At 69.3% G+C, this 24,253-nt stretch carries 22 protein-coding genes; 8 read left to right on the top strand and 14 right to left on the bottom strand.

Features of this window, described 5'->3' with window-relative positions; genetic code table 11:
• Positions 1–118 precede the first annotated feature (118 nt).
• The 3 genes from NR111_RS06215 to NR111_RS06205 are packed head-to-tail and all read right to left on the bottom strand — an operon-like array spanning position 119 to position 1,949.
• Positions 119–508, bottom strand: coding sequence for a hypothetical protein (locus tag NR111_RS06215; RefSeq protein ID WP_206473922.1), 390 nt, complete (start codon positions 506–508; stop codon positions 119–121).
• The gene (locus NR111_RS06210; protein WP_256820274.1) at positions 505–1,407 is read right to left on the bottom strand and encodes an SDR family NAD(P)-dependent oxidoreductase; all 903 of its coding nucleotides are present in this window, start codon (positions 1,405–1,407) and stop codon (positions 505–507) included. The genes NR111_RS06215 and NR111_RS06210 overlap by 4 nt, the downstream gene beginning before the upstream one ends.
• Positions 1,404–1,949 carry a nuclear transport factor 2 family protein gene (locus NR111_RS06205; RefSeq protein ID WP_119193129.1) on the bottom strand — a complete coding sequence of 182 codons (546 nt, stop codon included), beginning with the start codon at positions 1,947–1,949 and terminating at the stop codon, positions 1,404–1,406. The genes NR111_RS06210 and NR111_RS06205 overlap by 4 nt, the downstream gene beginning before the upstream one ends.
• Positions 1,950–1,973: 24 nt before the next feature.
• Here NR111_RS06205 and NR111_RS06200 point away from each other — a divergent pair, with 24 nt between their 5' ends.
• Positions 1,974–2,408 carry a nuclear transport factor 2 family protein gene (locus tag NR111_RS06200; RefSeq protein WP_119193130.1) on the top strand — a complete coding sequence of 145 codons (435 nt, stop codon included), beginning with the start codon at positions 1,974–1,976 and terminating at the stop codon, positions 2,406–2,408.
• Positions 2,409–2,474: 66 nt separating this feature from the next.
• Here the strand turns inward: NR111_RS06200 and NR111_RS06195 are convergent, their stop codons facing one another.
• Complete coding sequence (locus NR111_RS06195) at positions 2,475–3,830, bottom strand: lipase family protein (protein ID WP_256820273.1); 1,356 nt, start codon at positions 3,828–3,830, stop codon at positions 2,475–2,477.
• Between the two features lie 397 nt (positions 3,831–4,227).
• Between NR111_RS06195 and NR111_RS06190 the strand changes: the two genes are divergently transcribed.
• Entirely contained in the window at positions 4,228–4,950 is a 723-nt protein-coding gene (locus NR111_RS06190) for a class I SAM-dependent methyltransferase (protein WP_256820272.1), read from the top strand.
• 23 nt (positions 4,951–4,973) lie between these two features.
• Here the strand turns inward: NR111_RS06190 and NR111_RS06185 are convergent, their stop codons facing one another.
• The 4 genes from NR111_RS06185 to NR111_RS06170 form a co-directional block, all read right to left on the bottom strand.
• The gene (locus tag NR111_RS06185) at positions 4,974–5,831 is read right to left on the bottom strand and encodes a DUF4261 domain-containing protein (protein ID WP_256820271.1); all 858 of its coding nucleotides are present in this window, start codon (positions 5,829–5,831) and stop codon (positions 4,974–4,976) included.
• Between the two features lie 88 nt (positions 5,832–5,919).
• Entirely contained in the window at positions 5,920–6,789 is an 870-nt protein-coding gene (locus tag NR111_RS06180; protein ID WP_120285743.1) for an alpha/beta fold hydrolase, read from the bottom strand.
• A 278-nt stretch (positions 6,790–7,067) separates the two neighbouring features.
• A complete protein-coding gene (locus tag NR111_RS06175; RefSeq protein WP_256820270.1) occupies positions 7,068–8,282 on the bottom strand; it encodes a lipase family protein in 1,215 nt (404 codons plus the stop codon).
• A 607-nt stretch (positions 8,283–8,889) separates the two neighbouring features.
• Positions 8,890–15,081: a DUF4011 domain-containing protein gene (locus tag NR111_RS06170; RefSeq protein WP_256820269.1), complete on the bottom strand. Its 6,192-nt coding sequence runs from the start codon at positions 15,079–15,081 to the stop codon at positions 8,890–8,892.
• A gap of 203 nt (positions 15,082–15,284) precedes the next feature.
• On the opposite strand from NR111_RS06170, the gene NR111_RS06165 reads away from it, so the two are divergent.
• From NR111_RS06165 to NR111_RS06155, 3 genes are all read left to right on the top strand, one after another.
• Entirely contained in the window at positions 15,285–16,247 is a 963-nt protein-coding gene (locus NR111_RS06165) for an SDR family NAD(P)-dependent oxidoreductase (protein WP_256820268.1), read from the top strand.
• A 149-nt stretch (positions 16,248–16,396) separates the two neighbouring features.
• Positions 16,397–16,885: an SRPBCC domain-containing protein gene (locus NR111_RS06160; RefSeq protein ID WP_256820267.1), complete on the top strand. Its 489-nt coding sequence runs from the start codon at positions 16,397–16,399 to the stop codon at positions 16,883–16,885.
• A complete protein-coding gene (locus tag NR111_RS06155) occupies positions 16,882–17,274 on the top strand; it encodes a metalloregulator ArsR/SmtB family transcription factor (protein ID WP_256820266.1) in 393 nt (130 codons plus the stop codon). Before NR111_RS06160 ends, NR111_RS06155 begins: the two co-directional genes overlap by 4 nt.
• A gap of 7 nt (positions 17,275–17,281) precedes the next feature.
• Here NR111_RS06155 and NR111_RS06150 read toward each other — a convergent pair whose 3' ends face one another.
• Complete coding sequence (locus tag NR111_RS06150) at positions 17,282–18,169, bottom strand: hydrolase (RefSeq protein ID WP_256820265.1); 888 nt, start codon at positions 18,167–18,169, stop codon at positions 17,282–17,284.
• Positions 18,166–18,348, bottom strand: a complete 183-nt coding sequence (locus tag NR111_RS06145) for a hypothetical protein (RefSeq protein ID WP_154830990.1) — start codon at positions 18,346–18,348, stop codon at positions 18,166–18,168. Before NR111_RS06145 ends, NR111_RS06150 begins: the two co-directional genes overlap by 4 nt.
• A 172-nt stretch (positions 18,349–18,520) precedes the next feature.
• Between NR111_RS06145 and NR111_RS06140 the strand changes: the two genes are divergently transcribed.
• A complete protein-coding gene (locus NR111_RS06140) occupies positions 18,521–19,132 on the top strand; it encodes a GyrI-like domain-containing protein (RefSeq protein WP_256820264.1) in 612 nt (203 codons plus the stop codon).
• Positions 19,133–19,305: 173 nt separating this feature from the next.
• Here the strand turns inward: NR111_RS06140 and NR111_RS06135 are convergent, their stop codons facing one another.
• Positions 19,306–20,736, bottom strand: coding sequence for a sugar porter family MFS transporter (locus NR111_RS06135; RefSeq protein ID WP_096906381.1), 1,431 nt, complete (start codon positions 20,734–20,736; stop codon positions 19,306–19,308).
• Positions 20,737–20,916: 180 nt separating this feature from the next.
• On the opposite strand from NR111_RS06135, the gene NR111_RS06130 reads away from it, so the two are divergent.
• Complete coding sequence (locus tag NR111_RS06130; RefSeq protein ID WP_119192317.1) at positions 20,917–21,291, top strand: SgcJ/EcaC family oxidoreductase; 375 nt, start codon at positions 20,917–20,919, stop codon at positions 21,289–21,291.
• A 56-nt stretch (positions 21,292–21,347) separates the two neighbouring features.
• On the opposite strand, the gene NR111_RS06125 is transcribed toward NR111_RS06130, so the two are convergent.
• Positions 21,348–22,037 carry an AIM24 family protein gene (locus NR111_RS06125; protein ID WP_069389857.1) on the bottom strand — a complete coding sequence of 230 codons (690 nt, stop codon included), beginning with the start codon at positions 22,035–22,037 and terminating at the stop codon, positions 21,348–21,350.
• Positions 22,038–22,075: 38 nt separating this feature from the next.
• Between NR111_RS06125 and NR111_RS06120 the strand changes: the two genes are divergently transcribed.
• Positions 22,076–22,357 (top strand): Lrp/AsnC family transcriptional regulator, encoded by a 282-nt coding sequence (locus NR111_RS06120; RefSeq protein ID WP_067720093.1) that lies wholly within the window; start codon positions 22,076–22,078, stop codon positions 22,355–22,357.
• A gap of 57 nt (positions 22,358–22,414) precedes the next feature.
• On the opposite strand, the gene NR111_RS06115 is transcribed toward NR111_RS06120, so the two are convergent.
• Both NR111_RS06115 and NR111_RS06110 read right to left on the bottom strand, forming a co-directional pair.
• Positions 22,415–23,503 (bottom strand): 2-dehydropantoate 2-reductase, encoded by a 1,089-nt coding sequence (locus NR111_RS06115; protein ID WP_256820263.1) that lies wholly within the window; start codon positions 23,501–23,503, stop codon positions 22,415–22,417.
• A gap of 72 nt (positions 23,504–23,575) precedes the next feature.
• Positions 23,576–24,250: an SDR family oxidoreductase gene (locus tag NR111_RS06110; protein ID WP_256820262.1), complete on the bottom strand. Its 675-nt coding sequence runs from the start codon at positions 24,248–24,250 to the stop codon at positions 23,576–23,578.
• Positions 24,251–24,253 lie beyond the last annotated feature (3 nt).

The raw sequence follows: 24,253 nt of genomic DNA, 5'->3' as shown, positions 1-24,253 counted from the left end.
CGACACCCTCCCGCCAGCGCCCATCGCCGACTCACAACCAGCCTGAGCCACAGGGCCGATCCGGAATCCGGGTAGCGGATGTCGTGCGTGGGCGGGGTCTCCGGGGAAGTGGCCGCCCTCAGCCGGCCCGGACGAACACCGCCGAGGACGAGACGATCAGGTACGCCGTGGTGACCATCCACATCGCATAGGTCGCGTACAGCCACGGCCGCCACCGGATGCGCTGCTTCCACCGCCGGTAGGTCGTCACGCCCGCCATCACCGCCAGGATGATCGACAGCAGCAGCGGCAGGACGACCACCTCGACGCGGTCGGCGGTCATACACAGCGCCCCGTCGTCCGTGCACTCGTCGTTGATGCCGCCCTGCAGCATGACGATCACCGTCGCCAGGGTCACGATCGCGACTATCGACAGCAGCACATACCGGAAGGCCAGGGTGCCCTGCCGCTCGTTCCGCTCGAGGCGCTCGAGCGGGTCGTTGATCTCACCGAACTCGGCAGATGTCATTCGATCCTCCCGCCGAACCCGTTGTGACCGCCCGCCGCGGCCACCTCGTCCACCGTGTCCAGACCCAACTGCTCGTCCGTCACCGGCGGGAAGAGCGGACCCCCGCCGAAGGCACCCCGGTGCGACAGGGGCACCTCGCCGTCGTCGTTCCTTATCCCCTTCTCGCGCCCGTACTCGGCGGTGATGACGGTCGAGCCGCTCATCCGGGCCAGGTCGGGGTCCTCGGCGAGGGCGGCGATGACCCGTCCGACGAAGGTGGGGTCCTCGGCGCGGTCCAGCGGGAAGCCGTTGAAGTCGTCCATCCCCAGCGACAGCAGCAGCTCCGTGCGGATGAGGCCCAACCACAGCGAGAGGGTGGAGACCCCGGTGCCGGCGAGTTCGTGCGCCATGTCGGAGGCCATCTTGTCGAGGGCGGTCTTGCTCATCCCGTAGAGCACGGTGTGGAACGGTGCGCGAGAACCGAACGACGAGATGTTCACCATCAGCCCGGAGCCCTGCGGCACCATCACCTTGGCGGCCTCGCAGCTGGCGACGTAGTGCGCGCGCAGTCCGACGCCCATGAGGGCGTCCCAGTCGCCGGCGGGTCGCTCCCAGAACTTGCCGTTGAACCCCATGAAGCCCTTGGGGTTGGTCCACACGTTGTTGACCAGCAGGTCCAGGCGTCCGGCCTGCTCGGTGATCCGGGCGACGACGGCGACGATCTCGTCATCCCGGGAGTGGTCGCATTCGAGTGGGCGGATCTCACCCGGGGCGCCGGAGGCCGCGTCGATCGTGCCCTGCAACCGCTCGGCGGACCGACCGGTGACGTAGACGACCCACCCCGCGTCGGCGAGCGCGGTGGCCACCCCGCGTCCGACGCCGCGGCTGCCCCCGGTCACCAGGGCGACGCGGGCGCTCACGAGTCGGCTCCGGCGGTGGCGGCCCCGGGGGCGCTGTGGACCTCGGGGTACGTCACGGTCGCGTCGTCGAGGGTCCGCGTGACCGACCAGCCCGGGGTGAACAGGCACTCGGCCATCACCCAGCGGCCGTCCTCGATCCCGTCGCCCTCCACTACATATACGTCCGAGTACTCACCGGTGGAGAGCGTCTCGGTGCCCTTGTCCCGGTCCACCTGGCGGAACTGCAGGGTCCAGGTCCCGGTGGCGCGCCGCGGCGGGCTGCTCGGTCCGCCGCCCTCCACGACGATCGACGGCATGAAGCCGTGGTGCATGTCGAGGATCCGCGGGCCACCGTCGGAGGCGGTCGCGAGCGCGATCTGACGGAAGATCCCGACCATCGTGTCCGGGTCGGTCCGCCCGAGGGGGCCGAAGTCCAGCACCCCACCGGAGGCCACGAAGCAGGACCGGAAGCCCTCGGGATCCTTGGCGTCACAGGCCCGCCAGTACCGGTACTTGAGCTGTTCGATCGCCTCGCGGGCGCGGACTTCCTCCTCGTACTGCATAGGGCTCACGTTAGCGTAGGGAGCATGAGCCGAACACTGGTCGAACTATCCGATCGCTGGGACCTGCAGGACCTCATGACCAGGTACGCGACCTGCATCGATTCGCGCGACTTCGACGGGTTGGACCGGGTGTTCACGCCGGACGCCCGCGTGAGTTACGCCGCCTCCGGCGGCCCGGAGGACGACTACCCGGCGGTGCGCGCGTGGTTGGTCGAGATGTTGCCGATCTTCGCCGCCACGCAGCACCTCATGGGCAACCTCGAGGTGAGCCTGGACGGCGACTCGGCCACCGGGCGCTGCATGTGCTTCAACCCGATGGCGCTGAAGCCGGTGGAGGAGAAGGACCAGCAGGTGTTCTTCTACGGGCTCTGGTACCTGCTCGACTTCGTCCGCACGGGCGACGGCTGGCGGATTTCCCGCCTCAGCCAGCAGCAGGCGTTCCACCACAACCTGCCCTGAACCGGGGCGGGCCCGCACCGCCCCGGCCAGCCCCGGACCGGCCCGGTCCGAGGCGCGCCGGCCGCTTCAGACCGCCCCGCAGGAACTCGGCGCCGGGCGGTCGAGGACGCGGTCCATGAGGTAGCGGGCGTTCGTGGACCGCTCGGAGAGCATCGGGATGGCGTGGTCGATCACCAGGCCGGGGGCGATCGACGGCACCTCGGCCGTCCGCAGCTCCACGGTGGTGCCCTGTTCGCACCAGTCGCGGACGAGGTCGACGGCCGTGTGGTGCGGCACGACGTCGTCGTTCCTGCCGATCATGACCAGCGCCGGCACCGCCGGCGCGACCCTGCCCAGGTTGTAGCCCTCCAACACCCGGACGATCTCCGGCTCCGACCGGGCGGCGTCGCCGAGCGAGCGGCCGTCCACGGTGAACTCGTTCGTGCGCTTCAGGCCGTAGGCGAACGCGGTCTCGGCGACGCACTGCCCGGCGGTCACCTCGAGCATGCGCTGCCCCTCGGCGTTGAGATGCCGGTCGAACGCCGGCCGCAGCTCGGGGTGGACCTGCAGGATGCCGTTGATCGCGTACCCCACCGCGCCGGTGAGCAGTCCGCCGTCCACGCGGTCGAGCGTGCCGAGCATGTCGGACGGCGGCGCCCCGGCCGCGATGCCGACCAGGTTCACGTCGGGTGCGTAGTCCGGCTGCATCTCCCCGGCCGCGGCGGCGGCGCCACCGCCCTGCGAGTAGCCGCTGACCACGGTCTTGGAGTCGGGCGCGAGGTCCGTGCCGGGAAGCCGCACCGCCGCGCGGGCGGCGTCGAGGGCCGACCGGCCCTGGGAGTTGCGGTTGACGTACGGGTGGTGGCCGGGCGTGCCGAGCCCCTCGTAGTCGGTGACGACGACGGCGAAGCCTTCCATCACCATCGTGAGCGCGTCGATGATCGCGTACCCGGCGGCCATCGACGGGGGCGCGGTCTGGATACCCAGGCCCACCTCCATGGAGCGCGACGGCGCGCACTGGTCGCCCTGCCCCTGCGTGCCGGGCGTGACCACCGCGAGCGGGCGCGGCCCGGGGCCGGTCCAGGGTGCCTTGGGCTGCAGGAACGTGCCGGTGACGGCGATCGGTCCGCCCGCGGCGCCGGTGGAGCGGTACATGATCCGCTGGGCGTCGGCGGGCAGTGCACCGCCGTTCATCACATCGGGCAGGCTCGGAGTGATGGTCATCGGCTGGGTGCGGATGATCGCGCCCGGGCCGGCGGGGAGCTCGGCCGGCGGGACGTAGAACGCGGTGCGATCCGGCGCGGTCGACGACCCCTGGGCGGCGGCCTCGGGCGCGCCGACAGGGGCCAGGGCGGGGGCCAGGGCGACCGCGACGGCCAGCGCGAGCGCTGCGGCGACGGTGGAGGGTCCGGATGGTGTGCGCCGGCTGGACGGTGTTCTCACGAATGCTCCCGGGGTCGAGACCGCGCGGCAGTGGGCCCGCGCCGTTGGGACAGAACCCTAACGCGTGTCGAGTCGTAGGTGTGTCCCACCTCACGGCCGTCCGGGCCCTCGTGTGGCAGCCCTTTCTGATCACCGTGAACATTTCGGTGGCCGGTGTCCGACCCCGCTGTTACGGTGAGAGCGTGCCCAAAGACGTGCTGATGTGCTGGCGATCCGGACCGACGTGGTCCCGCATCGCCCACGCCGTCTTGGCGTAGTACCGACGATGCGAGGGCCCGCCGGGATCGGTCGGGCCGCATCCGCCATGCGAGACGGTCTCCGACGGAACCCGGGTCAACGCCTCAGACCCCACGGCCCGGAACAGGACCGGGCCAGCCGACTTCAGGAGAGTCCCCAGGTGACCGCAAGTCCCCACACCACCTTCCACGCGCTCGAGGACACCGATGTCCTCGTCAGTGCACGGTCGCTGGACGAGTACACCGATATGTTCGGCCTGGACGAGGCCGACCTGAAGGGGCGCATCGTCGACTGCCCCGGTGGCGCGGCCAGCGTGGTGGCCGAGATCTGTGCGGCCGGTGGCGACGCCGTCGCGGTGGACCCGCAGTACGCGCTCGGCGCGGACGACCTCCGCGGCCGGATCCTCGAGGACGTCGAGCGGTCTTTGGCGCAGAAACACGCGCGCGAGTTCGACTATGACTGGGACGTCCGCGGCGGGGTCGTGGGGCACGAGGTCATCCGCCGCTCGGCGGCCGACCGGATGCTGGGCCACCTGGCCACCGCCCCCGAGCGGTATGTGGCCGGGGCTCTTCCCTCGCTCCCTCTCGCCGACGACTCGGCCGAACTGGTGCTGTGCTCGCACCTGCTGTTCACCTATGCCGACCGCATGGATCTGGCCGACCATGTCGACGCGATCGTGGAGATGGCCCGCGTGGCGCCGGAGGTGCGGATCTACCCGCTGGTCGACCACGCCGGGAACCCGCTGCCTGAGCTGGTGCGCAGTGTGATCGCCAAGCTCAAGAAGGAGCGGCTGATCAGCCGCATCGAGCCGGTGATCCGGCCGTTCCAGCTGGCCGCCACCACGCGGTTGGTCGTCGAGCGGAACGGCCGCCAGCGCCCCTAGGGTTCACGGCCGGCCGGCGGGGTTCACGGTTGGTCGGCGGGTGCCAACCGGAGGATCTCCTGCCCGGTGAACGGTGAGACCCCGGCGGTGGCGACGAGCGGCTGTGGGCCGCCCACCTCGAGGGTCAGGCCGGGCTGGAAAATCGTCCCGGTGGCCAGCGAGTAGGCCACGAGGTTGCACATCTCGGCGTAGACGGCCGCAGGCGGAGCGTCCACGTCGAGTCGCTCGAGGTCCATGCGACCGAATCGGCCCATCCCACTGGTGTAGACGCACGAGGTGGTCTCGGTCTGCATCCCGGCCCGCACCCCGACGAGCGCCGGTGCCGGCACGGGGTTGCCCGTCACGAGATCGCGGTACGGGCCGGCCGGCAGGGTCGCCGCGGCGCCGCCCACGCTCACGGCCACCGCGCCGGGCAGCGCGGTCAGGGCCGCCGTGACGTTCGCGACCGCCAACTCGCAACGGAGCGTGTCGAGCCGGGGGTCCAGGTACTCGGGTTCGCCCGGCTCGCCGTCGTCCCCGATCGGTCCCCACCGGAACGCGGCCACGACGACCTGGGACCGGTGCGACTCCACCACGGCCTCGCCGCCGTTCCAGGCGGCCAGGTCACGCGTGTACTCGATGGCCTCGGGCACCGGCGCGTCGACCGCGGACACGATGACCGTCGCGTCCTCGACGTAGACGGCGGTGGCGGGGTCGTCGTCGCTGCCCCGCTCGACCTCGTACGACCCCTCGAAGATCTCGGTGAGGAGTTCACCGACCTCGTCGTGGCCGGGGGCGGGCCGGTCGAGCAGGACGATCGCCACCGGGGTCTGCTTCCACGACAGGTCCTCGCCGGTCTGCGGGTCGACGGCGGGCTGGTCGGGCTGCGGCGTGTCGGTCATGGTCCGAGGCTAACGCCTGACCCCGCCCCGGCACTGCCGAGACCGGCCATGGCGCCCGCGCCGCTGCCCATCCCGCGCCGCCGCCGGATCAGTTGAGCAGGAAGTCGATCACCAGGCGCTCGAACTTGTCCTTCTGCTCGATCATCGCCCAGTGGCCACAGCGGGAGAAGGCGTGGAGCTCGGCGCGCGGGAGCTGGCGGAAGGCGAAGTGGGCCTGCTCGTAGGGGAGCATGCGGTCGTCGCGGCCCCAGATGAGCATGGTCTCCTGCCGGATCTGCGAGGCGCGGGCGTACAGCGGTGTGTAGGCGTTCTCGGGCTTGAGGATCGAGCCGAACACGGAGTACATCCGCTCGACGGCGCCCGGGGCGGTGGCGGCCTCGGTGCGGGCGCGGATGAGGTCCTCGTCCACGACCTTCTTGTTGCCGACCATCGTGTCGACCCAGGCCGCCATGGCCTTGTCGGACGGCTCCGCGAGGAACTCGAACAGCCGACGCGATCCCTCGCTCGGCTCGGGCGTGAACAGGGGAGCAGCCAGGCCGCCGGGGCCCATGAGCGCCATCTTGCGGACCCGGTGCGGGTAGGCCAGAGCGGTCTCGCAGGCGACGTTGCCGCCCATGGAGTTACCGATGATGTCGACCTTCTCGATGCCCTTGGCCTCGCAGAACGCGTCGATAGCCTCGGCGGCGATGAGCGGGTAGGCCTTCTCCCACTCCAGGTCGGAGCTCTTCCCGAATCCCGGCATGTCCAGCAGGATGGTGTGGAAACGCTCGGCGAAGACGGGGAAGTTGCCGGCGAAGTTGGACCACGCGGTCACGCCGGGGCCGGATCCGTGCAGGAAGAGGACGGGGACCGCGCTCTCGGGCTCGGCGACGCTCTGCTCGCCCGCCTCGTGGTAGTGCAGCTCGAAGCGGCCGGCGGTGATGGTCTTGCTGGTGGACTCGAAGTCGAGGGCGCTCATGCCCCCCACGCTACTAGAACACGTTCTAGGAATCCCACCGTCGTCCGAAATTAAGTCAGCCGCGCGGGGAGTCCCTGAACCATCCCCGCGCGGCGATGGCGAAACTCTAACCTGAAATCGCGCTGGGTGACAAGTCGGTAACAATTATGACGGGTGTCACGCCAGCCGCACTAACGCCGTTGACGCTGGCCAGCATTTATGAAGTGCCACATATGGACGGTCGGTGTAGATGGGGGTGGCGATGACCGCTTGGCCACCCCGGGCTCGTCACCCCGGCGTCACCTCATGACCCGGTCGAGGAACGCGGTGGCGTCCGGGATGGCGGCGTAAACGGTCCCGCTGTGGTCCCGGTCCGGGTAGACGTGCAGCTCGAGCGGCTGCGCGTTGAGGGACATCTCCGCAGCCAGTGACAGCGCCGAGGGGGCGGGCACGTCCATGTCGAGCAGCCCCTGGCCGAGGAACACGGGCCGGTCGTAGCCCATTGCCGGCGTGCCCATGTAGCGGCGGAGGTGTCCGAAGACGTCGGGGATCTCCTGCAGTGGCCGCGCCAGCGCCTGCGAAACCTGGAAGCCGCCGACCTTCTCCCGCATCGCGGAGTAGCAGAGCGTCTCGGCGGCGTCGACCATCTCGCGACCCTGCGGTGTGAGGAGCCCGTTGATGTCGAGCTCCGGGTGCTGGTCGCGGAACCCGGCGAGGATGTACATCGCGTACAGGTTGAGCCCGGTCGGGAGGTTCACCGGCGGGAATCCGGGGCCGCCCCACTGGAACAAGTGCTCTATGTTCGCCGGCGCGCCGGTCGCCACGACGCCCCGGTAGTCGAGGCCCGCCGGCGCGCCCAGTGCGGTGGCACGGGTCGCGGTGACGAGTGCGGCGCCGGCGCCCTGCGACTGCCCGACGAGTCCCCACTTGGCGGACAGCGGCAGTCCGTCTGCTCGCGCCGCGGTGATCGAGTCGACGATCCCGCGTGCGGCCGCCTGCCCGTTGAGGTAGCTGAGCAGCCCGGGGGTGCCGAGTCCCACGTAATCCGCGGCCACCACGGCGTATCCGCGGTCCAGCCAGTGGCCGAGGTAGTCGGCGTCGCGCTCGGAGCGTGGCTGGGTGGACGGAGCGCAGTCGTCGCCGAGGCCGGTCGTGCCGTGCGCCCACGCCACGACGGGCCAGCCGCCGGGGGGCGGGGTTCCGTGCGGGAGGAACACGGCGGACGTGGCGATCGCGGTGCGGCCGTGCTGGTCGACCGTCCCGTATGCCTGCCGCACCGCCCGCCCGGCCTGCGGCAGCGAGAGGGCCGGGTCGAGCGGGACCGTCGCCGCGGCGACGCCGGGGGAGGGGACGGGTAGGTTCCATTCGCGGGTGTCGAGCCCGGACCAGGTGGGCTCGGGGTTGGGCGCGGGCTGCGCGTTCGCGGTCGGAGCGGTGAGGGAAGCGACGACGACGAGGGCCGCTGCCGCCACCGTGAGCGTCCGCGGGGAGCGCCGAGCGGTGAGGGAGTTCATACTGAATTAGCCTAATCTGCGGCGAAGTGTTCGACCCTGTACCTTGGCCGGTTTCGGGTGAACGAGGAGCACCGCGTCCGGACTCCAACTACGAGTTGGAATTGCAAGACGAACGAAACGAGAACGCTAGTTCAAGGTCTGTATGGGGACAGAGCCCGCGCCTATTCCATGGCGATTGTCACCGCGCCCGCAGATCACTGCGGACTTTGAGAGGTCAGAGCGGGCGCAGGCGGGTGCCGCGGCCGAGCAATTACCAGAACAACGCTGACCGCGACGTACGGCCGATTGTCAGCTTCGGAGAAGTCGTCGATCAGCCTCCATTTCGCTCAGCGTCGATATGGCCTCGGTTCTGAGGTTATGAGCAGTGCGAAGTCGCCGCCGTCTTCAATGTGGGTGAGGCTGTCATGTTCACCATCAGCTGGTTGATGTGCCGTGGAGAACGGACCTGGCCGTTCAGTCCGGCTGCGGCGAGCTTGCCAACCTTGTGCTCGTACAAAGCAACGTTGGTCCAGAGTCTTTAGATCGTCAACAGCAGATAAGCAAACCGAGCTCTCCGGGGATTGCTGACGCCAATTAACGACCAGGTCCGACGTGCAAGTGTGCGCCGCTACCTCGACCGCGCCACTGTCCAAGCTTGTGCGAGACGGTCTTGGACCCCAGCCGTGAGGCGCTTCATCCCGAACCTGTCCAGCACGTGGCGGAAGCGCTCCTCGTCCGAGTCGAACCGGGCCAGGTTGGAATCGATCATGACGTTCACGATCTCCTCGAGCGGTAGATCCGTCAGTGCTCGCTCCGTATCGAGACGGAAGGTGTCCAGATTCTCCGGCTGCACCCCGTTGGGCCACACGAACTCCTCGCCGTGGGTCGTATGGAGCCACTGGGGGGGCAGGTCGGCGAACAGGACCTCGCGAATCTTCGAGGAGACCCTGCGTACGTCAAAACACGTTCCCACCCGCCGCGCCAGCTCGTCCGGGGTCATCGGGGCCTCCGTGTCCACCACCTCTCGAAGTCTGGTGTTGATCCGCTCCCGAACCTCAGGCGAGACCGGCGCCAGGAGATCATCCTTGGTCCCCAGCTGCTCGTCGGCGACACGATTGAACCCGACCTGCCGGACGAGCTTCCGGTCCCCGGCAGACACCGGGGCGGGCACGGGATTCGTTTCCGCGAGCACCGTCGACCGGACGGGCGGCTCCGACGCGGAATCCGACCGGGGCGCCGGTGGTTGCTCGGGCTCGGCCGCTGTGGGAACGGCTTCCTGTTCGATGTACTGCTCGACCGCAATATCGTCGGCCTCAGCCCACTCGACGGACTCAATCTCTCCAGGCTCATCCGCGTCCGCGGCGGCCTCAGCGGCGAGGCGCTCGGCTTCCCGCTCGCGGTCCGCGATCAATCGCTCCTCCGCGATCCGGCGGGCGTTCTCGAACTCCCGATCCCGCTCCGCCAGCACTGCGGCAGCGCTACGAACGGCCTTGCTGATCTTCTGCACCACCTCATCCGGATGCGCATGCCACTCGGGCAGCCAGACCCGCGCCACCGAACCCCAGCGCATCATGCCGCCAAGCAGGCCCGGAGTCATCTCTCTGTCGGCCACCGTCGGCATGTCAGCCCACCGCTTGCTGTCCAGAAGAACCGCGCATTCCCAGCGCTCGGAATCGCGATGGCGCACGGCGAGGTCCACGGTGAAGTCGGAGAGGCCGTACTCGCAGCTCACCTCGAACCCCTCTGTCCGAAGTCGTTCGGCTAGATCGTCACGAATCGAGTTCTTGACGCGTGCCGCGGAACGCTCATCGGCGGCGTCGACGTGGGCTGACTCGAGATATCCACGTAGGTCTGCGAGCCCCTTGGAGGACGTGCGGGCGAGATCGATGTCCGCGGCGTCAAACGAGGAGAACACCACGACCTTTCGCCTGGCCCGCGTCACGGCGACGTTGAGTCGCTTCTCGCCGCCGGTTCGGCTCAGCGGCCCGAAGTTCATCGGCAGACGTTCCCCGGGCGACTTTGCGGAGAACGCTGTGGAGAACAGGATGACGTCCCGCTCGTCTCCCTGGACGTTCTCAAGATTCTTGACCACCAGCGGGTCCTCGTCGTCGCTCAGCCTTGCGCTGACCAGGGGGTCGACGCTTGCTTCCAACGCGTCCATGATGAGATCGCGTTGTTGGATGTTGAACGTCACCACGGCGATCGACTGCCCGGACAGCACGGGATCGTTCACCCGCTCGATGATGTGGTCGACAATAGCTTCGGCCTCGACAGGGTTGGTGCGCATCCGGGGCGTGATGCCGTGGCGGAACCCAGGCGCCTCGCCGCCCGGCCATTGGCGGGGGATGGAGCGATAGAAATGCCCGTCGACTCGTCGGAGCTCGATCCCTGCATCGGGCTCGCCGCCTGGAGAGGGCAGGCTGGACAGTTCTCCGTCGTAGTACTGGGCATTGGAGAACGCGATCAGCCGCTCGTCCTGGGAACGGTAGTGCCATGAGAGCCACAGACGCGGGAACCCGGACTCCACACATTCGGTGAGGATGCTGTCCAGGTCGGCCGGGACCACCTCGGCGTCCGAGTCGATATCAAAGTCGTCGTCGGTCCCTCCGGAGGAGGAGCCGAACTTACTGGGCGGCATCTGTTGGCTGTCCCCGACGATCACAGCAGAACGCGCCCGTCCCAATGCTCCGACGGCCTGGTCGACAGTCACCTGCGAGGCTTCATCGAAGATCACCAGGTCGAACAAGGGGCCGTCGGCGGGGACGAACGTCGCCAGTGAAGTCGGGGAGACGAACAAGCACGGAGCGGCAGAAGTGATGGCCTCGCCGTACCGCTCCATGAGGCGCCGGAAGCTCAACCCGCCCCGCTTGGCGTTGAGCTGGCGACTCAGCTCAGCGACCTCGCCGGAAAGTCGGTCAGCACGGAAGGGCCGGGCGTCAAGGAGACGCGCCGCCAACGCGTTGGGGGCTTCTTCCCGGATTCTGAGCGCAGCGCGGTCGAACTCCTCGACATCGCCGTCTCGGATGATCGGATCGAAACCGGTCAGACCGAACACGGCTGAACGCTCAGACACGGAGGCCTCGGCGAGCCCTCGGCGAAGTGCCACGGTCGTCTCCACCGGATCAATCCCCCCGGACAGCAGGACATCGACAGCCTTGTCCAGTCCCGCTTGCATGATCGGGGTGAGCGACCGCACCATCTCCGCGGTCCGCCGCACCACCCCGCCGCCGCCGGCGGAGAGCTCGTCGGCCCACCGGGGGGCCGCCTCGCGCACCCGGCTCAGCCACGGCGCATCGTTGGCCCAGAGCCCCAGTCGTTTCGGCGAAATGTCCAGGACCGTCTGCATCTGCGCCCAGGCTTCGTCGAACTCGCGGATCGCGGCGATGTCCGAGTAGCCCACGCCGTGCTGGGCGATCATCTCCCGAAGAGGGGCATGGTCGCGGGCGAACCGGGCCTGGGCCTCGATGGAGTCCGCGATGGCGTCGAGAGTGGACGCCTCTTTGTGCAGTTCCATGGGGAGTGTCTCGTCCAGGCAACCGCGGCCGAAGTGCGGGCTGGAGACGAGAAGACTGTTCAGCTGGTCAGTGAGATCGTTCATCTCCTGCCGCGCCCGGGCGACGTCGGCAGCGAGGTCGGCGAACCGTTCCGGAGCAACGACGGACGAATCCGCTACGAGTTCGGACAGGGCGGTGTCGAAGGCGGCGCGGCGCTTCTTCTTGCCGAACATCTTCTCGTCGATGGCTGCCGCGAGTTGGGCGACTGCAGCGAAGTCCCCGGAGATCAACGCGCGATCGGGAACGATTGCTCGAACCGGGGCGACGCGCTGCGTGAACGACTGCACCGCTACCGCGAGTTGTCGGTAGCTGTCCGCCAACTCTCGACTCGGACCCGAGTCGAGATCGCGTGCGGGGACCTCGCCGTGATCGTGCAGCTCGGTCAGGTGGGCGACCAGAGGGGTAAGGGCGTCCGTGGGGCACGCGACTGAATCGTGTACCCCGTCCGTGCCCTGCCGTGCCGAGGCGGCCTCGATGGCGTGCCGGACCGGTTCGGGTAGAGCCCCTAGTGCCGAACGCAACCGCGCGACGACTGCCGACAGCTCTTCGTCGGTAGCGGTGGCAGCACCGGGCCCGACGAGGTCCCAATCCGGGTTCGCCCCGGGCGTGACGCTTCGTGCCAGACGCTCGAAGTCACGCAAAGCGTCTTCGAGAAGGAGTTCGTCAATCTGCCCGTCTCCGACGAGCCGCGGATCTACGGGCAGGACCGCGCCCGGCCCGCATTCGTCCAGTGCGGTGACCGCACTCCACAGTGAGTAACCGGCGGCGTTTGCTGTGTGGATCTTGCCTGGATACTCCTCAAGTGGGGCGAGGCGAGCACGGTAACGGTCCACGACAGTGCGCCACGATCGGTCGTCGTAGTCCACTTTCAGGTCTATCGACGCCTTGAGCTGTCGACGAATGCTTGCCGGCTTCTGGTCCACCCCGTGGAGGTCCAGGGTGAAGTCGGCAAGTCCCACCTTCTGCAGGCGGGATTTCACCACGTCGAGGGCGGCCTGCTTCTCGGCTACGAACAGGATGGTCTTGCCCTCGAGGAGGCTGTGCGTGATGAGGTTGGTGATGGTCTGAGATTTTCCGGTTCCGGGCGGGCCCTCGAGTACGAACGTGCGGCCCTGTCCGGCAGCGACGACCGCCCTCATTTGAGCGCCGTCGGCTGCGATCGGCAACGTCAGCCGCTCTTCGCGTACCTCGATGTCGCGAAGATCGGTATCACCGGCCGGATCGCCAAAGGACGACCCGGATTTCTCCACGAGATGTCGGAACACGGGAGACCTGTTGAAGGACTTCCAGTGCAGATCGAGGTCGCGCCACATCCCGTAGGTGGAGAATTTGCAGATGCCCACGAAGGCGCTCTCCCGCACCTCGTACGGGAGCGAGTGCGAGGCCAGAGACCGGCTGATCTCGGCCAGGGCCCGATGGATGTCCAGGCCGCTGGAGTCCAGTGGTGGCTCGTTGAGAGCCGGGATCACGGCCTCGTGCTTGGCGCGCAACCATTCCACGAGCGTGTAGTTGGGCGTGGCCTGGGCCGAGGTGTCGACGGTGATCGCGTAGCGCGAGCGGCCGGATCCTCCGGTGATCTTGACCGGGATGAGGAAAAGCGGTGCCTGTGCAGGCTTGCCGTTGGAGGTGGTGATCTCCATGCTGCCCAGGGTGAGGTATAGGTTGGCGCTGCCTGTCTCTTCGAACAGCGTGCGGACGCTTCGCGCCAGGCCGCGGAGTCGATTGCGGTACGAGCCTTCGGTGACTTCGACATGTACCCGGCGGCGAGAGGACAGTTCATCCATCAGCTGCTCGTGGGGAAGTTCCGTGACGTCGGAGATCCCCTGGAGGCGACGCAAGTCGGTGACCGCGTCTTTGCCGAGAAGTTCCACCGACGTTCCGGCGTGAATGAGGTCATCCAACTCCGCCAATCCCTCGGAGGGAAGGATCAGCTCCAGCACGTCCGCCCCGGGCTTGATGTTGAGCAGCCGGTTCCGCAAGGTGAGGTCGAGCAGCGATTGCTTCCAGTTCCGCACGCGAGCCGGCGAATCGTCCGAGCGTATGGCGCGGTCCACCTCGTCGTCGTCCTCAGGACCCGCGACGGCGGGCAGCACCCAGTCGTCGGCGGTGCTGCGCGTCGGCGTTTCCGCCGGCTCTGACTGGACATCGGACTGCCCGGCCGACTCTGTGGGGAGCGGACGCATCCCGTCACGTCGACTCGCGGCGACGTCGATGAGTCCGCGGACAGAGCTGTTCGACAGTATTTCCCGTCCACGCGCGCTGGCCTCCGCAAAGCCGACGTTTTCGTAGAACACTGCGTCAAGCGGCAAGAGAACGTTCGAGGTCACGAGGTTGCGGATTGCTCCCGCTTCCAAGAGAACGGGGCTGGCCAGGGACTGCTCGGCCAGCATGATCCCCGTTAGGGCGTGCCCCTCCACCATCGCCACCACTGGGTGCAGGCCGGCCGCCTCGCAGACAGCGCTGTATGTCACGGCCAGATCGATGCAGGTGCCGAAGCGGGTAGTCAACACCTCGGAGGTCGACCGGATGCGTTGCCCGGTGTTCTCGAACGAGGCGGGCGGGTTAATGTAGCGAATTCCCTCGGCTTTGAGCGCTTCATAGATCGCTAACGCAATGGTTGCGGCACGTTTTGCACCCGCTTGGTATCCCTGTAGAGACGAGTCGCCCGTCCGTTCCTGGAGCAACAGGGACGCACCTGCGAGGATCTTCTGCACCTCGGGTGTGTTGGGCTGGATAAACGCCGTGAGTGATTCGAAGAACGCGGGGGCGTTGAACCACTCGTTCTCGGCGAGGATCCGGAACTGCGGGCGCACAACGGTTGCCTCGGCCAGGTCAACCTCCCGGCCCGTGAGGTCCGCCTCTTCTGCCAGGTCTTCAGCACTGATGGTGTCGACGCCCACGTCCGGGTCACCCTCGAGTCGCAATTCCAGGTCCGCGGGATAGCTTTCGGTCCGACCGACGATCTCTGCCAGATGAGGACGAACTAACCCCCGGTCCGGAGAAAAGAACCGGGTGCGCGGCTCGATAGCGGGGATGTCAACTGTCGTGCTGGCGGCTAGCTCGCGTCCGCCGGCAGAGACGAGAGTAGTGACGACGGTGACACGGCTCGTGCGCGCGCTCGAGCTCCGGTTGATCGCCTCGACCTCGTGAATCACCGGGATCGCGTTGTGCGCCAGAGCGTAGTTGGTGGCAGGAAAGTGCCGGACCGTCACTTCCAACGAACCTTTCCTGAGGATCGATTCGGTGAATATCGATGACGACGGCATGCGGACTCCTGAGCGGAAGGGGACTGAGGCCTCGGTTAGTGGAGACAACATTAGTGCCGTTCTGCGACATATCGGACGTCGGCGGAGAATTCTCCTATGGCGACTGTTTGTCATCCGCCGGAGGCCCCGGCACTTGCACCAGGACCAGAGGACCAACGAGCGATCTACATTCATTCGCGTACATCAATCCGTACCCTGACTCCGTGGCTCACGCGCACATTGACATCCCTGACCTCGCCGGCCAGACCTGGCTCATCACCGGCGCGACGAGCGGGGTCGGGTTGGAGACGGCCAGGGCGGCGTCCCGGGCGGGAGCGCGGGTGATCCTCGCCGTCCGTGACACCGAGCGCGGGCGGCAGGTGGCGGCGCAGTTGCCCGGTGAAACCCGGGTGGTGGAGGTCGACCTCGCCTCGCTCGAGAGCGTCCGTCGGGCGGCGGGCGAGCTGACCGGCGTCGGTGGTGGCGACGCCGAAGGGCGGGCCGGCGGGCAGATCGGCAGGGTGGCCGGCGAGAAAGCCGACGGGGAGGTCGAGCAGATCGACGTGCTGGTCAACAACGCCGGCGCGATCACCCCACGCCGGTGCGAGACCGCCGACGGGTTCGAGATGCTCCTCGGCGTCAACGTGCTGGGCCCGTTCCTGCTGACGAACCTGCTGCTGCCGTTGGTGCGTCGGAGGGTGGTGATCGTCGCGTCCAACGCCCACAAGAGTGGATCCTTCGATGTCGATGACCCGCATTTTCGCCGTCGACGGTGGACCCCCGCCGCGGCCTACGCCCAGTCCAAGCTCGGCGACATGCTGTGGGGCCTGGCGCTGGACCAGCGGCTGCGGGACGGGAGAGCCGAGGCGGCTGCGGCAGGCGTGGGCGTGCAGCTCACCCACCCCGGCTGGGCGGCCACAGGGATCTCCGATGCCACCGGTAGTGCGGCGATCGATCGGGTGGTGACCGGCGTGTGTTCGCTCTTCGCCCAGCCCGCCGCGCAGGCCGCCCTCACGACTATGTTCGCCGCGACCCGTCCGCTGCCGCCGTGCAGCTACACCGGGCCGGACGCGATGCGGCACCTGCGGGGGATACCGACGCTCATCGGACGCAGCGCCGAGGCGTCGGACCCGGCGATCGCGGAGCGCTTCTGGGAGTTCGCCGCGGCGGAGACGGCGACGGACTGAGGCCGCCGCGGGCAGCTCGCGGGCTCGCGTGAGGGTTAGTGCAACCGAGGGGTTGCACTACGGCTGCGCCCGTGCCATGGTGGAGCCACAGGTGCACCCCGCGACCCAGCGTCCACCGAGCGGAACGCACCGCGAGGGAGGGAAGTCCCATGAGCGAGAACCGAACGGCCGGAACCGGACCTGATACGACCACCGACGACGTGCCGGACGAGATCGTCCGCAGCATCCGCATCGACGCCGAGGCGCAGACCGTGTGGGGCATCGTCTCGGAACCGGGATGGTTCATCAACGACGGCGAGTGGACCGAGCACGAGATCACCACCGAGGGTGACGTCTCGCGCGTGGTGGACCCGGTGCACGGCGAGTTCAGCATCCGCACCGTCGAGCTGGACCCGCCCCGCCGGGCGGTGTTCCGCTGGCTGGGCGGGCAGGTCGGCAGCGTCGACGAGTTCCCGTCCAACACGATCGAGTTCACCGTCGAGCCGCAGGGTTCCGGCGTGGTGCTCACGGTGCGGGAGACCGGATTCGCCGGCCTGAGCAGCGACGCGGTGATGCGCCGCCAGCGGTTCGAGGAGAACTCCGCCGGGTGGGAGACCGAACTCGACCTCGCCCGGCGCCGGGCGGAGGATCGGGCGTGAGCGACGCCCCCGCCGACGCCCGAGCGGCCGAGGGGGAGGGGCGATCGGGCCTGCTCGCGCCCGAGGCGGACGGCGTCTTCGCCGCTCTCGCCGACCGGACCCGCCGCCGCATCCTCGTCCGGTTGGCCGATCAGCCGGACGACGCCGGCGCGGTGGCCGCCGACCTCGGGATCAGCAGGCAGGCGGTGGCCAAACACCTGCGAATACTGGTGGACTCCGGGCTCGTCATCGCGAGCCCACAGCAGCGACGGCAGGTTCATGCGGTCCGGCCCGATCGGATCCGCGAGATCTCCGATCTGCTCGGCGCGGTGTCCCGGGGCTGGGATCGCAGGCTCGCCCTGGTCAAAGATCATGCCGAGCGCACCGAGCGCGCCAAGCCCCCTGAGTGACCGCCGGTCAGGTGAGGTGGTCGAACTCGCCGTTAACCCAGGCGGCGTAGCGCTCCGCCGAACGCTGGACGGCACCGCGGGCGTCCTGCGGCACGCAACCGCCGAAGTTGCTGTAGATGCGGTCGAAGTCGTAGCGCGAGACGTGCTCGGCGATCCGGCGGACGACGGCGCCGGACAGCGGCATCCAGTTGGGGAACGAGCGCATGAAGGTCACCCACCCCGGATCCGCGACCGAACCGATCGTGTCACCGGTGAACAGCACGCCGCGACCGTCGGGGGCGGTCCAGTGCACCACCACGCTGCCCGGGAAATGCCCGCCGGGCTGCGACGCGCGCACGCCGGGCACGATCTCGATCTCGCCGCCTTCCGCCGGGTCGGCGGCGTGGCCCCCGCCCCACACCACCGTGTTGTCCGACCGCAGTCCCAGCCACTGCTCGTCCGGGGCGGAGACGTAGACCGGGCAGTCGTCGAACGCCGCCGACCACAGTGACTGCACCCCGTACATGTGCGGATGCGAGGCGATGATCGCGGCGAGTCCACCCCACCCGCGCACCGCGGCGACCGCCTCGTCGCTGATGTAGTTCGGTGCCTCCACCAGCACATTGCCGTGCGCGGTGCGGATGAGCGCCGGTTTCTGTCCGATGCCGGGGCAGTTGATCTGCACGAGGTTGAGGACGTCGGTCTCGCGCTCGGCGAACTCGATCGATGCGCCTCTGGCCCGGGACTCCTCCGGGTCGGTCCACCGCTGCCCACCGGACGGCACGTACTGGCGCTCGTCCGCGCAGATCGGGCACACCTCCGGTATCGGATCCGCGCGCTCGACCCCGCAGGTCGCGCACTGGGTCACCGAGCCCACGGGTGCGCCGCCCGCGTCCGCACCGCGCCCGGGGGTCACGGCATGTCCCCCTCGATGTCGACGGCATGCCAGTCGTCGCCTATCTGCAGCTCGAGCGACCCGTCGACGGGGAGCTTCTCGGACTGGCTGGAGACGGCGGACTCGAGTGCCTCCTGGGCGGTGTCGAAGTCGCCGAGGTCGATCGTCTGGTCGGGGGTGTGGAGGCGGTAGTGCGGCATGCCCCGATTGTCCCCGTCGCGCGCGACTGCCGCATCCGTCGCGGCCCCCGACCCACCCGCGCCGCAGTGGCAGGCCCCGCAGGTGCGCGGTGCCCGCTGCCCGGCGGGTCTTCCCTGGTGGCCGCCCGCGGCGCACACTGGACAGACCGCCGCCGCAGCGAGAGGGCACACCATGTCGTCGTCGTCATCCTCCCCGTCCCACGACCCACGCGACACCGCGCCGGCCGACCCGCCACCCGGGTACCCCGACCTCGGGCCCCAGCCGGTGGACGGGGTGCGGCTGCTGCGCGCACCGGCCGTGCCGACCGCCGTCGTCCGCGCCACCGGCGTGCCCATGGCCACGATCGCCGGGTTCTTCGATTCGGCCTTCGGCAAGGCCTTCCCGGCCCTGTTCGCCGCCGGCGTCACCCCGGCCGGGCCGGCGTTCGCGCTCTACACGCGCACCACCGAGGAACCCGAACCCGCCGCGGACCTGGAGATCGGGTTCCCCCTGGCGCGACCGCTGGCCGAGCTGCACCCCGACGAGCCGTCCGAGATCGACGGGATGCAGGTCATCGCGTCCGAGCTCCCGGCCGGGGACGTGGCGGTGACCAGTCATCTCGGCTCCTACGACGGGCTCGGGCAGGCCTGGGGCGAGTTCATGGGCGCGATCGGCGCGATGGGGCGCGCGCCGGGCAGCCCGTTCTGGGAGGTCTACGTGACCGAGCCGAGCCCCGACATGGACCCAGCCACCCTGCGGACCGACCTGTTCTTCCCCGCCCCCACCCCGGACGACGCCGCCTGACCCGGGTTCATCGCCCGTCGCCCGTCGCCCGCCGCCGAGCAGAGGATTTCGCCTGTATCTCTCGAGAAGCAGTGCGCGAATTCCTCTTCTCGGCGAGCGCTCACAGGCCGTCGCCGCCCAGCGCCGTCGCTGCGGTCGACGGGCCGGGCCGGGCGGCGGGGTCGGCCGCGCCGCTACATGTCCTCCAGCGACCGACCGTTGGTCTCCGGGATGAACTTCGCCACGAACAACAGCGACAGCAGCGCGGAGACCGCGTAGAAGCCGTAGGTGAACGTCAGGCTGAACTCGGCCATCGGCGGGAACGCGGTGGACACGGCGAAGTTCGCCAGCCACTGCGCGGCCGCCGCCAGGCCGAGGGCCGCGGAGCGGATGCGGTTGTTGAACATCTCGCCGAGCAGCACCCACACGGCCGGGCCCCACGACATGCCGAAGAACACGACGAACCCGTTCGCGGCGATGAGCGCGATCAGCCCCTGGGTGTCGGCGAGCTGTGGGGCGAGCTCGCCGTCCGGGCCCGGTCCCATGGTCGCGGTGCTGAACATCAGCGCCATCACGGCCAGCGAGATCGTCATGCCCACCGACCCGGTGATGAGGAGCTTGCGGCGGCCGATCTTGTCGATGAGTGCGATCGCCACGATCGTCACCACGATGTTCGTCACGGACGTGATGACCGTCTGGGTGAGCGCGTCCTCCTCGGTGAAGCCGACCGACTGCCACAGCGAGGTGGAGTAGTAGAAGATCACGTTGATGCCCACGGCCTGCTGGAAGACCGACAGGATGATGCCGATCCACACGATGGGCAGCAGGTTGACCCCGCCCGGCTTGACCAGGTCGCGCCACGAGCGCTTGCGGTCATCGCGGACCGTCGCGCGGATCTCCCTGATCCGGGAGTCGACACCGCCCTGCTGAATGGAGCGGAGGACCTCGCGAGCCCGGTCGACCATGCCCTTGCCCACCAGGTAGCGCGGTGATTCCGGGATGGTGAGCGCGAGCACGCCGTAGGTCACGGCGGGGATCACCTCCGCCCAGAACATCCACCGCCACGCCTCGGCGCCGAACCACAGTTCCTCGATCGCGCCGCCCGCGATGCCGGCCAGCCAGGCGTCGGAGAGCAGTGCGACGAAGATGCCGGAGACGATCGCGAGCTGCTGCAGCGATCCCAGCCGACCGCGGATCGCCGGTGGGGCGACCTCGGCGATGTAGGCCGGTGCGATGACGGACGCCGCGCCCACCCCGAGCCCGCCGACCAGCCGCCAGATGATGAGGTCGACGGGGCCGAAGGCGAACCCGGTCCCCAGGGCGCTCGCGGTGAACAGCACCGACGCGAGGATCATCACGCGGGTGCGACCCCAGTGGTCGGCCAGACGACCGGCGACGTAAGCGCCGACCATGCACCCGAGCAGGGCGGAGGACACGGCGAAGCCGGTCAGCCCGGCGTTCATCTCGAAGGTCTCCTGCACGGCGTCCACGGCACCGTTGATCACCGCGGTGTCGAAGCCGAACAGGAAGCCGCCCAACGCTGCGACCAGGGAGATGAGCACCACCCGGCCGGTGTTGAACGTCTCCTCCTCGGCGGGTGTGGGTGAGGTCTGCTGCGTGGACATGACGTACCCCGCTCTGTTGTCCGACGCACCTGCTCCAGGTGGTGAAGGGAGTGTAGGCACGCGGTGCAAGTGACGCAAGCGATAAAGGAAACCGTTGTTCCGCCCGGTCCGCCCCCGCGGGACGAGAACACGTTCTAGGCTCGGGGTCACCTCGTCGTCGTCACCGAAAGGGCCACCGCCTTGAGCGCCTCACCCGACCAGATCCGTTCCACCGCCGACTCCTACATCGCGGCACTGACCGCGGGCGACCTCGAGGCCGTGATGAACCTCTACGCCGAGGGCGCCACCGTCGAGGACCCGGTGGGCAACGGCACCGTCCACGAGGGCAAGGCCGCCATCCGCGAGTTCTACGCCAGCGTCGTGGCGATGAAGATCGAGGGCGAGGTGCTCGAGGCCCGCGTATGCGGAAACGACCTGCTGTTCAACTTCGAGATCACCACGCACTTCGACGCCGACTCCAAGGCCACCATCAACGTGTGGGACCTCATGACCCACGACGAGCAGGGCAAGGTCACCTCGATGCGCGCCTACTGGACCCCGGAGAATATGCGCTGACCCGATGCCCCTGAACCCCGCTCCGGCCCCGGCCGGGGTCGCCGGGGCGCGCGGGACTACGCGCCGCCCTGGCTCCCGGCCCCCTGGGGCACGTTCTCCGACGGTTGCACGACCACCAGTCCCGCGCCGCCGAACGCCAACTGGAACGTCTCCCCGGACCCGCCCCGGAGCAGGGACTTCACCCCGCCCGTGTCCACTCGGACGTCCATCGTCACCCCGGCGGTCCACAGGACCACGGCCTGGGGATCGGCGAACGTCGGCGCGGAGGTCACGTCGAGCGCGACCGGCTGTCCCTTGGTGGTCACCGCCACGAACCCGGTCCCCCGCAGGGAGACGTTGAACAACCCGCCGGTCATCACGGCGCCCTTGGCGGCGATGCGGTGGATGTCCCACGCGATCCCCTCGGAGAACGCCAGCACGCTCGCACCGTTGACCGAGATCATGTCGTCCTCCAGGTAGAGGACCTGGACCTCGGAGGCCTGGTCGGCGAGGAACAGCTCACCCCGCCCGGTGCAGCGCATGAGGGGCACACCCTCCCCCGTCGCCGCCGCCTTGAACATCCTGCCGATCCCGCCGCTGCCGACGTTCTCGAACCCGACCTGCCCCTGGTAGGCGACCATCGATCCGGTCCGCGCGAGGATCGGCTGGTCGGCGAGCGTCACCTTGAGCATCTTGGAGTTCTGGAGGGCGAACGGGCGGTTCGTCTCCGTCTCGCGCGCCGACTGGAAGAGGTCCCCGTGGATCATGGCGCGAACGGTACGCCCGCTCCACTAGCCTTGGGGTCATGATCACCGCAATCGTCTTCGTCCACGCCGAGACGGCGCGGATCCCCGAGGTCGCCGGGGCCATCGCCGATATCGACGGAGTCTCCGAGGTCTACTCGGTCACCGGCACCATCGACCTCATCGTGCTGGTGCGGGCCCGGCGCAACGACGAGATCGCCGACATCGTCTCGGACCGCCTCAACAAGGTCCCCGGCGTGGTGGACACCGAGACCCACATCGCGTTCCGCACCCAGTCCAAGCACGATCTCGAGGCCGCGTTCTCGATCGGGTACGAGGACTGAACCGGGTACGGGGACCGAACCGGCTACGGGGGCCGCATCGGCTACGGGGACCGGGAGTCAGGTCGGCTGGCCGGTCATCTGCTGTATCCGGGCCAGGCGGCGGGCCCGGCGTCGGGCCCGCTGCAGCTCGGTGAGGAGCTCCCTGCCGGTCCATTGCCGCCGGTCCTCGCCGGCCGCCTCGGCCTCGTGCACCAGCTCCACCATCCGCGCGCAGGCCGGCGCCTCCAAGTCTAGGGTGCGGGCCATTTTCACGACCTTGCCCTGCAGGTACTCGACCTCGGTGGGCCGGCCGCGCACGAGGTCGTCCGTCATGGACGAGGTGCCGTCCGCGTCGACGCGCACCGCGGCCCGGGCGAGGCGGCGGAACAGCGGGTTGGGCAGCCGCATCACCACCGGGAGGGCGCCGGCGGGGATGGCCAGCGGCACCCGCGGCACCACCCCGGCCGCGGTGAACACGCGGTTGGCCTCCGCCTGACACAGGGCGACACAGCGCCGCAGGTCCCGGTCCAGAAGCTCCGTGCGCAGCGGGAGCCCGGACAGCGCCTGGACGGCGTTGTTGAGGTTGAGCAGGACCTTGCCGTGGAGGACCGCCTGGATGTCGTCGGTGGGCCGCACCGGCAGCTCGGCCGCCGCCATGGTGCGGATCAGCGGGACGGCCATGGGGTGTTCGGCGAGCCGGATCACCCCGGTGGAGGTCCGCCGATAGGTGGCGGGCCCGATGCGCGCGACATTGAACGGTATGACGCCGGGGATCACCGTGGTCCTGTCGACCAGTTCCCGGATGAGGTCCGCCGAGTGCAGACCGTTCTGCAGGCCCACGACCAGCGTGTCCGGCCGGAGGAACGGTGCGAACTCGGCGGTGGCGGCGGCGGTCTGCCCGGCCTTGGTGCACACCAGCACGACGTCCGAGCGGCGGACGCTCTCGGGCCCGGTGGCCAGGGTGAGGGCGTCGGCGGGGATGTGGAGCCGGGCGTCCTCGCCGTCTGCGGACTCGACGGTCAGTCCCACCGCCCGGATCGGGTCGAGCACGTGGGGGCGCCCGACCAGGGTCACGTCGGCGTAGCGGGCGAGCCGGCCGCCCAGGTAGCAACCGATCACGCCCGCGCCGATCACGGTGATCCGAAGAGGAGGGTTCGGGCTGGTCATGGTGGTGCAGAGGTTACGACACGCGCGGCGGCGGGGGAGCCGTTCGACGTACCTGGCCGCCGGACGGGGGAGTCAGTGCGGGCGCGGCCGCAGGACGACCTCGGTGGGGTGCGCATCCGGAGTGGACCCCAACGCCTGCCGGACGGCGGTGGCCACGGATTCCGGGCGGAGGAAGGCACCCGGGTCGTAGTCGCGGCCCTCGGCGGCGACGATCGCGCGCTGCATGTCGGTGTCCACGCGGCCGGGGTGGATGGACGTGACGCGCAGGTCGGGTTCCTCGCCGCGAAGGGTGTCGGTGACGGCGCGGAGCGCGAACTTGGAGGCGCTGTAGGAGCCCCAGCCCGGTTTGGCGGTGGTCCCCGCGCCGGAGTTGACGACGACGAGGTGGCCCCGTGCCGCGCGCAGCGCCGGGAGCAGTGCCCGGGTCAGCTCGACGACGGCCAGCACGTTGACCTCGAACGCCCGGCGCCACTGGCCGGCCTCGGACTCGTCGATCCGGCCGAGTTCGGCGACGCCGGCGCAGTGGACGAGGCCGTCGAGGGTGCTGATGTCGCGGGCGGCGCGCGCGACCCCGTCGCCGGTGGTGAGGTCGGCCTCCACCACCCGGGCTGAGCGGCAGTCAGCGGCCACGGCCTGCAGCGCATCGACGTCCCTGCCCACGAGGACCAGGTCGTGGTGGGCGGACAGCGTGCGGGCGGTCGCCGCCCCGATCCCGCGGGAGGCGCCGGTGACGAGAACCGTGCTCATGCC

The sequence above is a fragment of the Dietzia sp. Die43 genome (genome assembly GCF_024519835.1).
Classification (GTDB): Bacteria; Actinomycetota; Actinomycetes; order Mycobacteriales; family Mycobacteriaceae; genus Dietzia; species Dietzia kunjamensis.
Note: the sequence above shows the minus strand (reverse complement) of the source record. Positions and strands in the feature narration are given on the sequence as shown.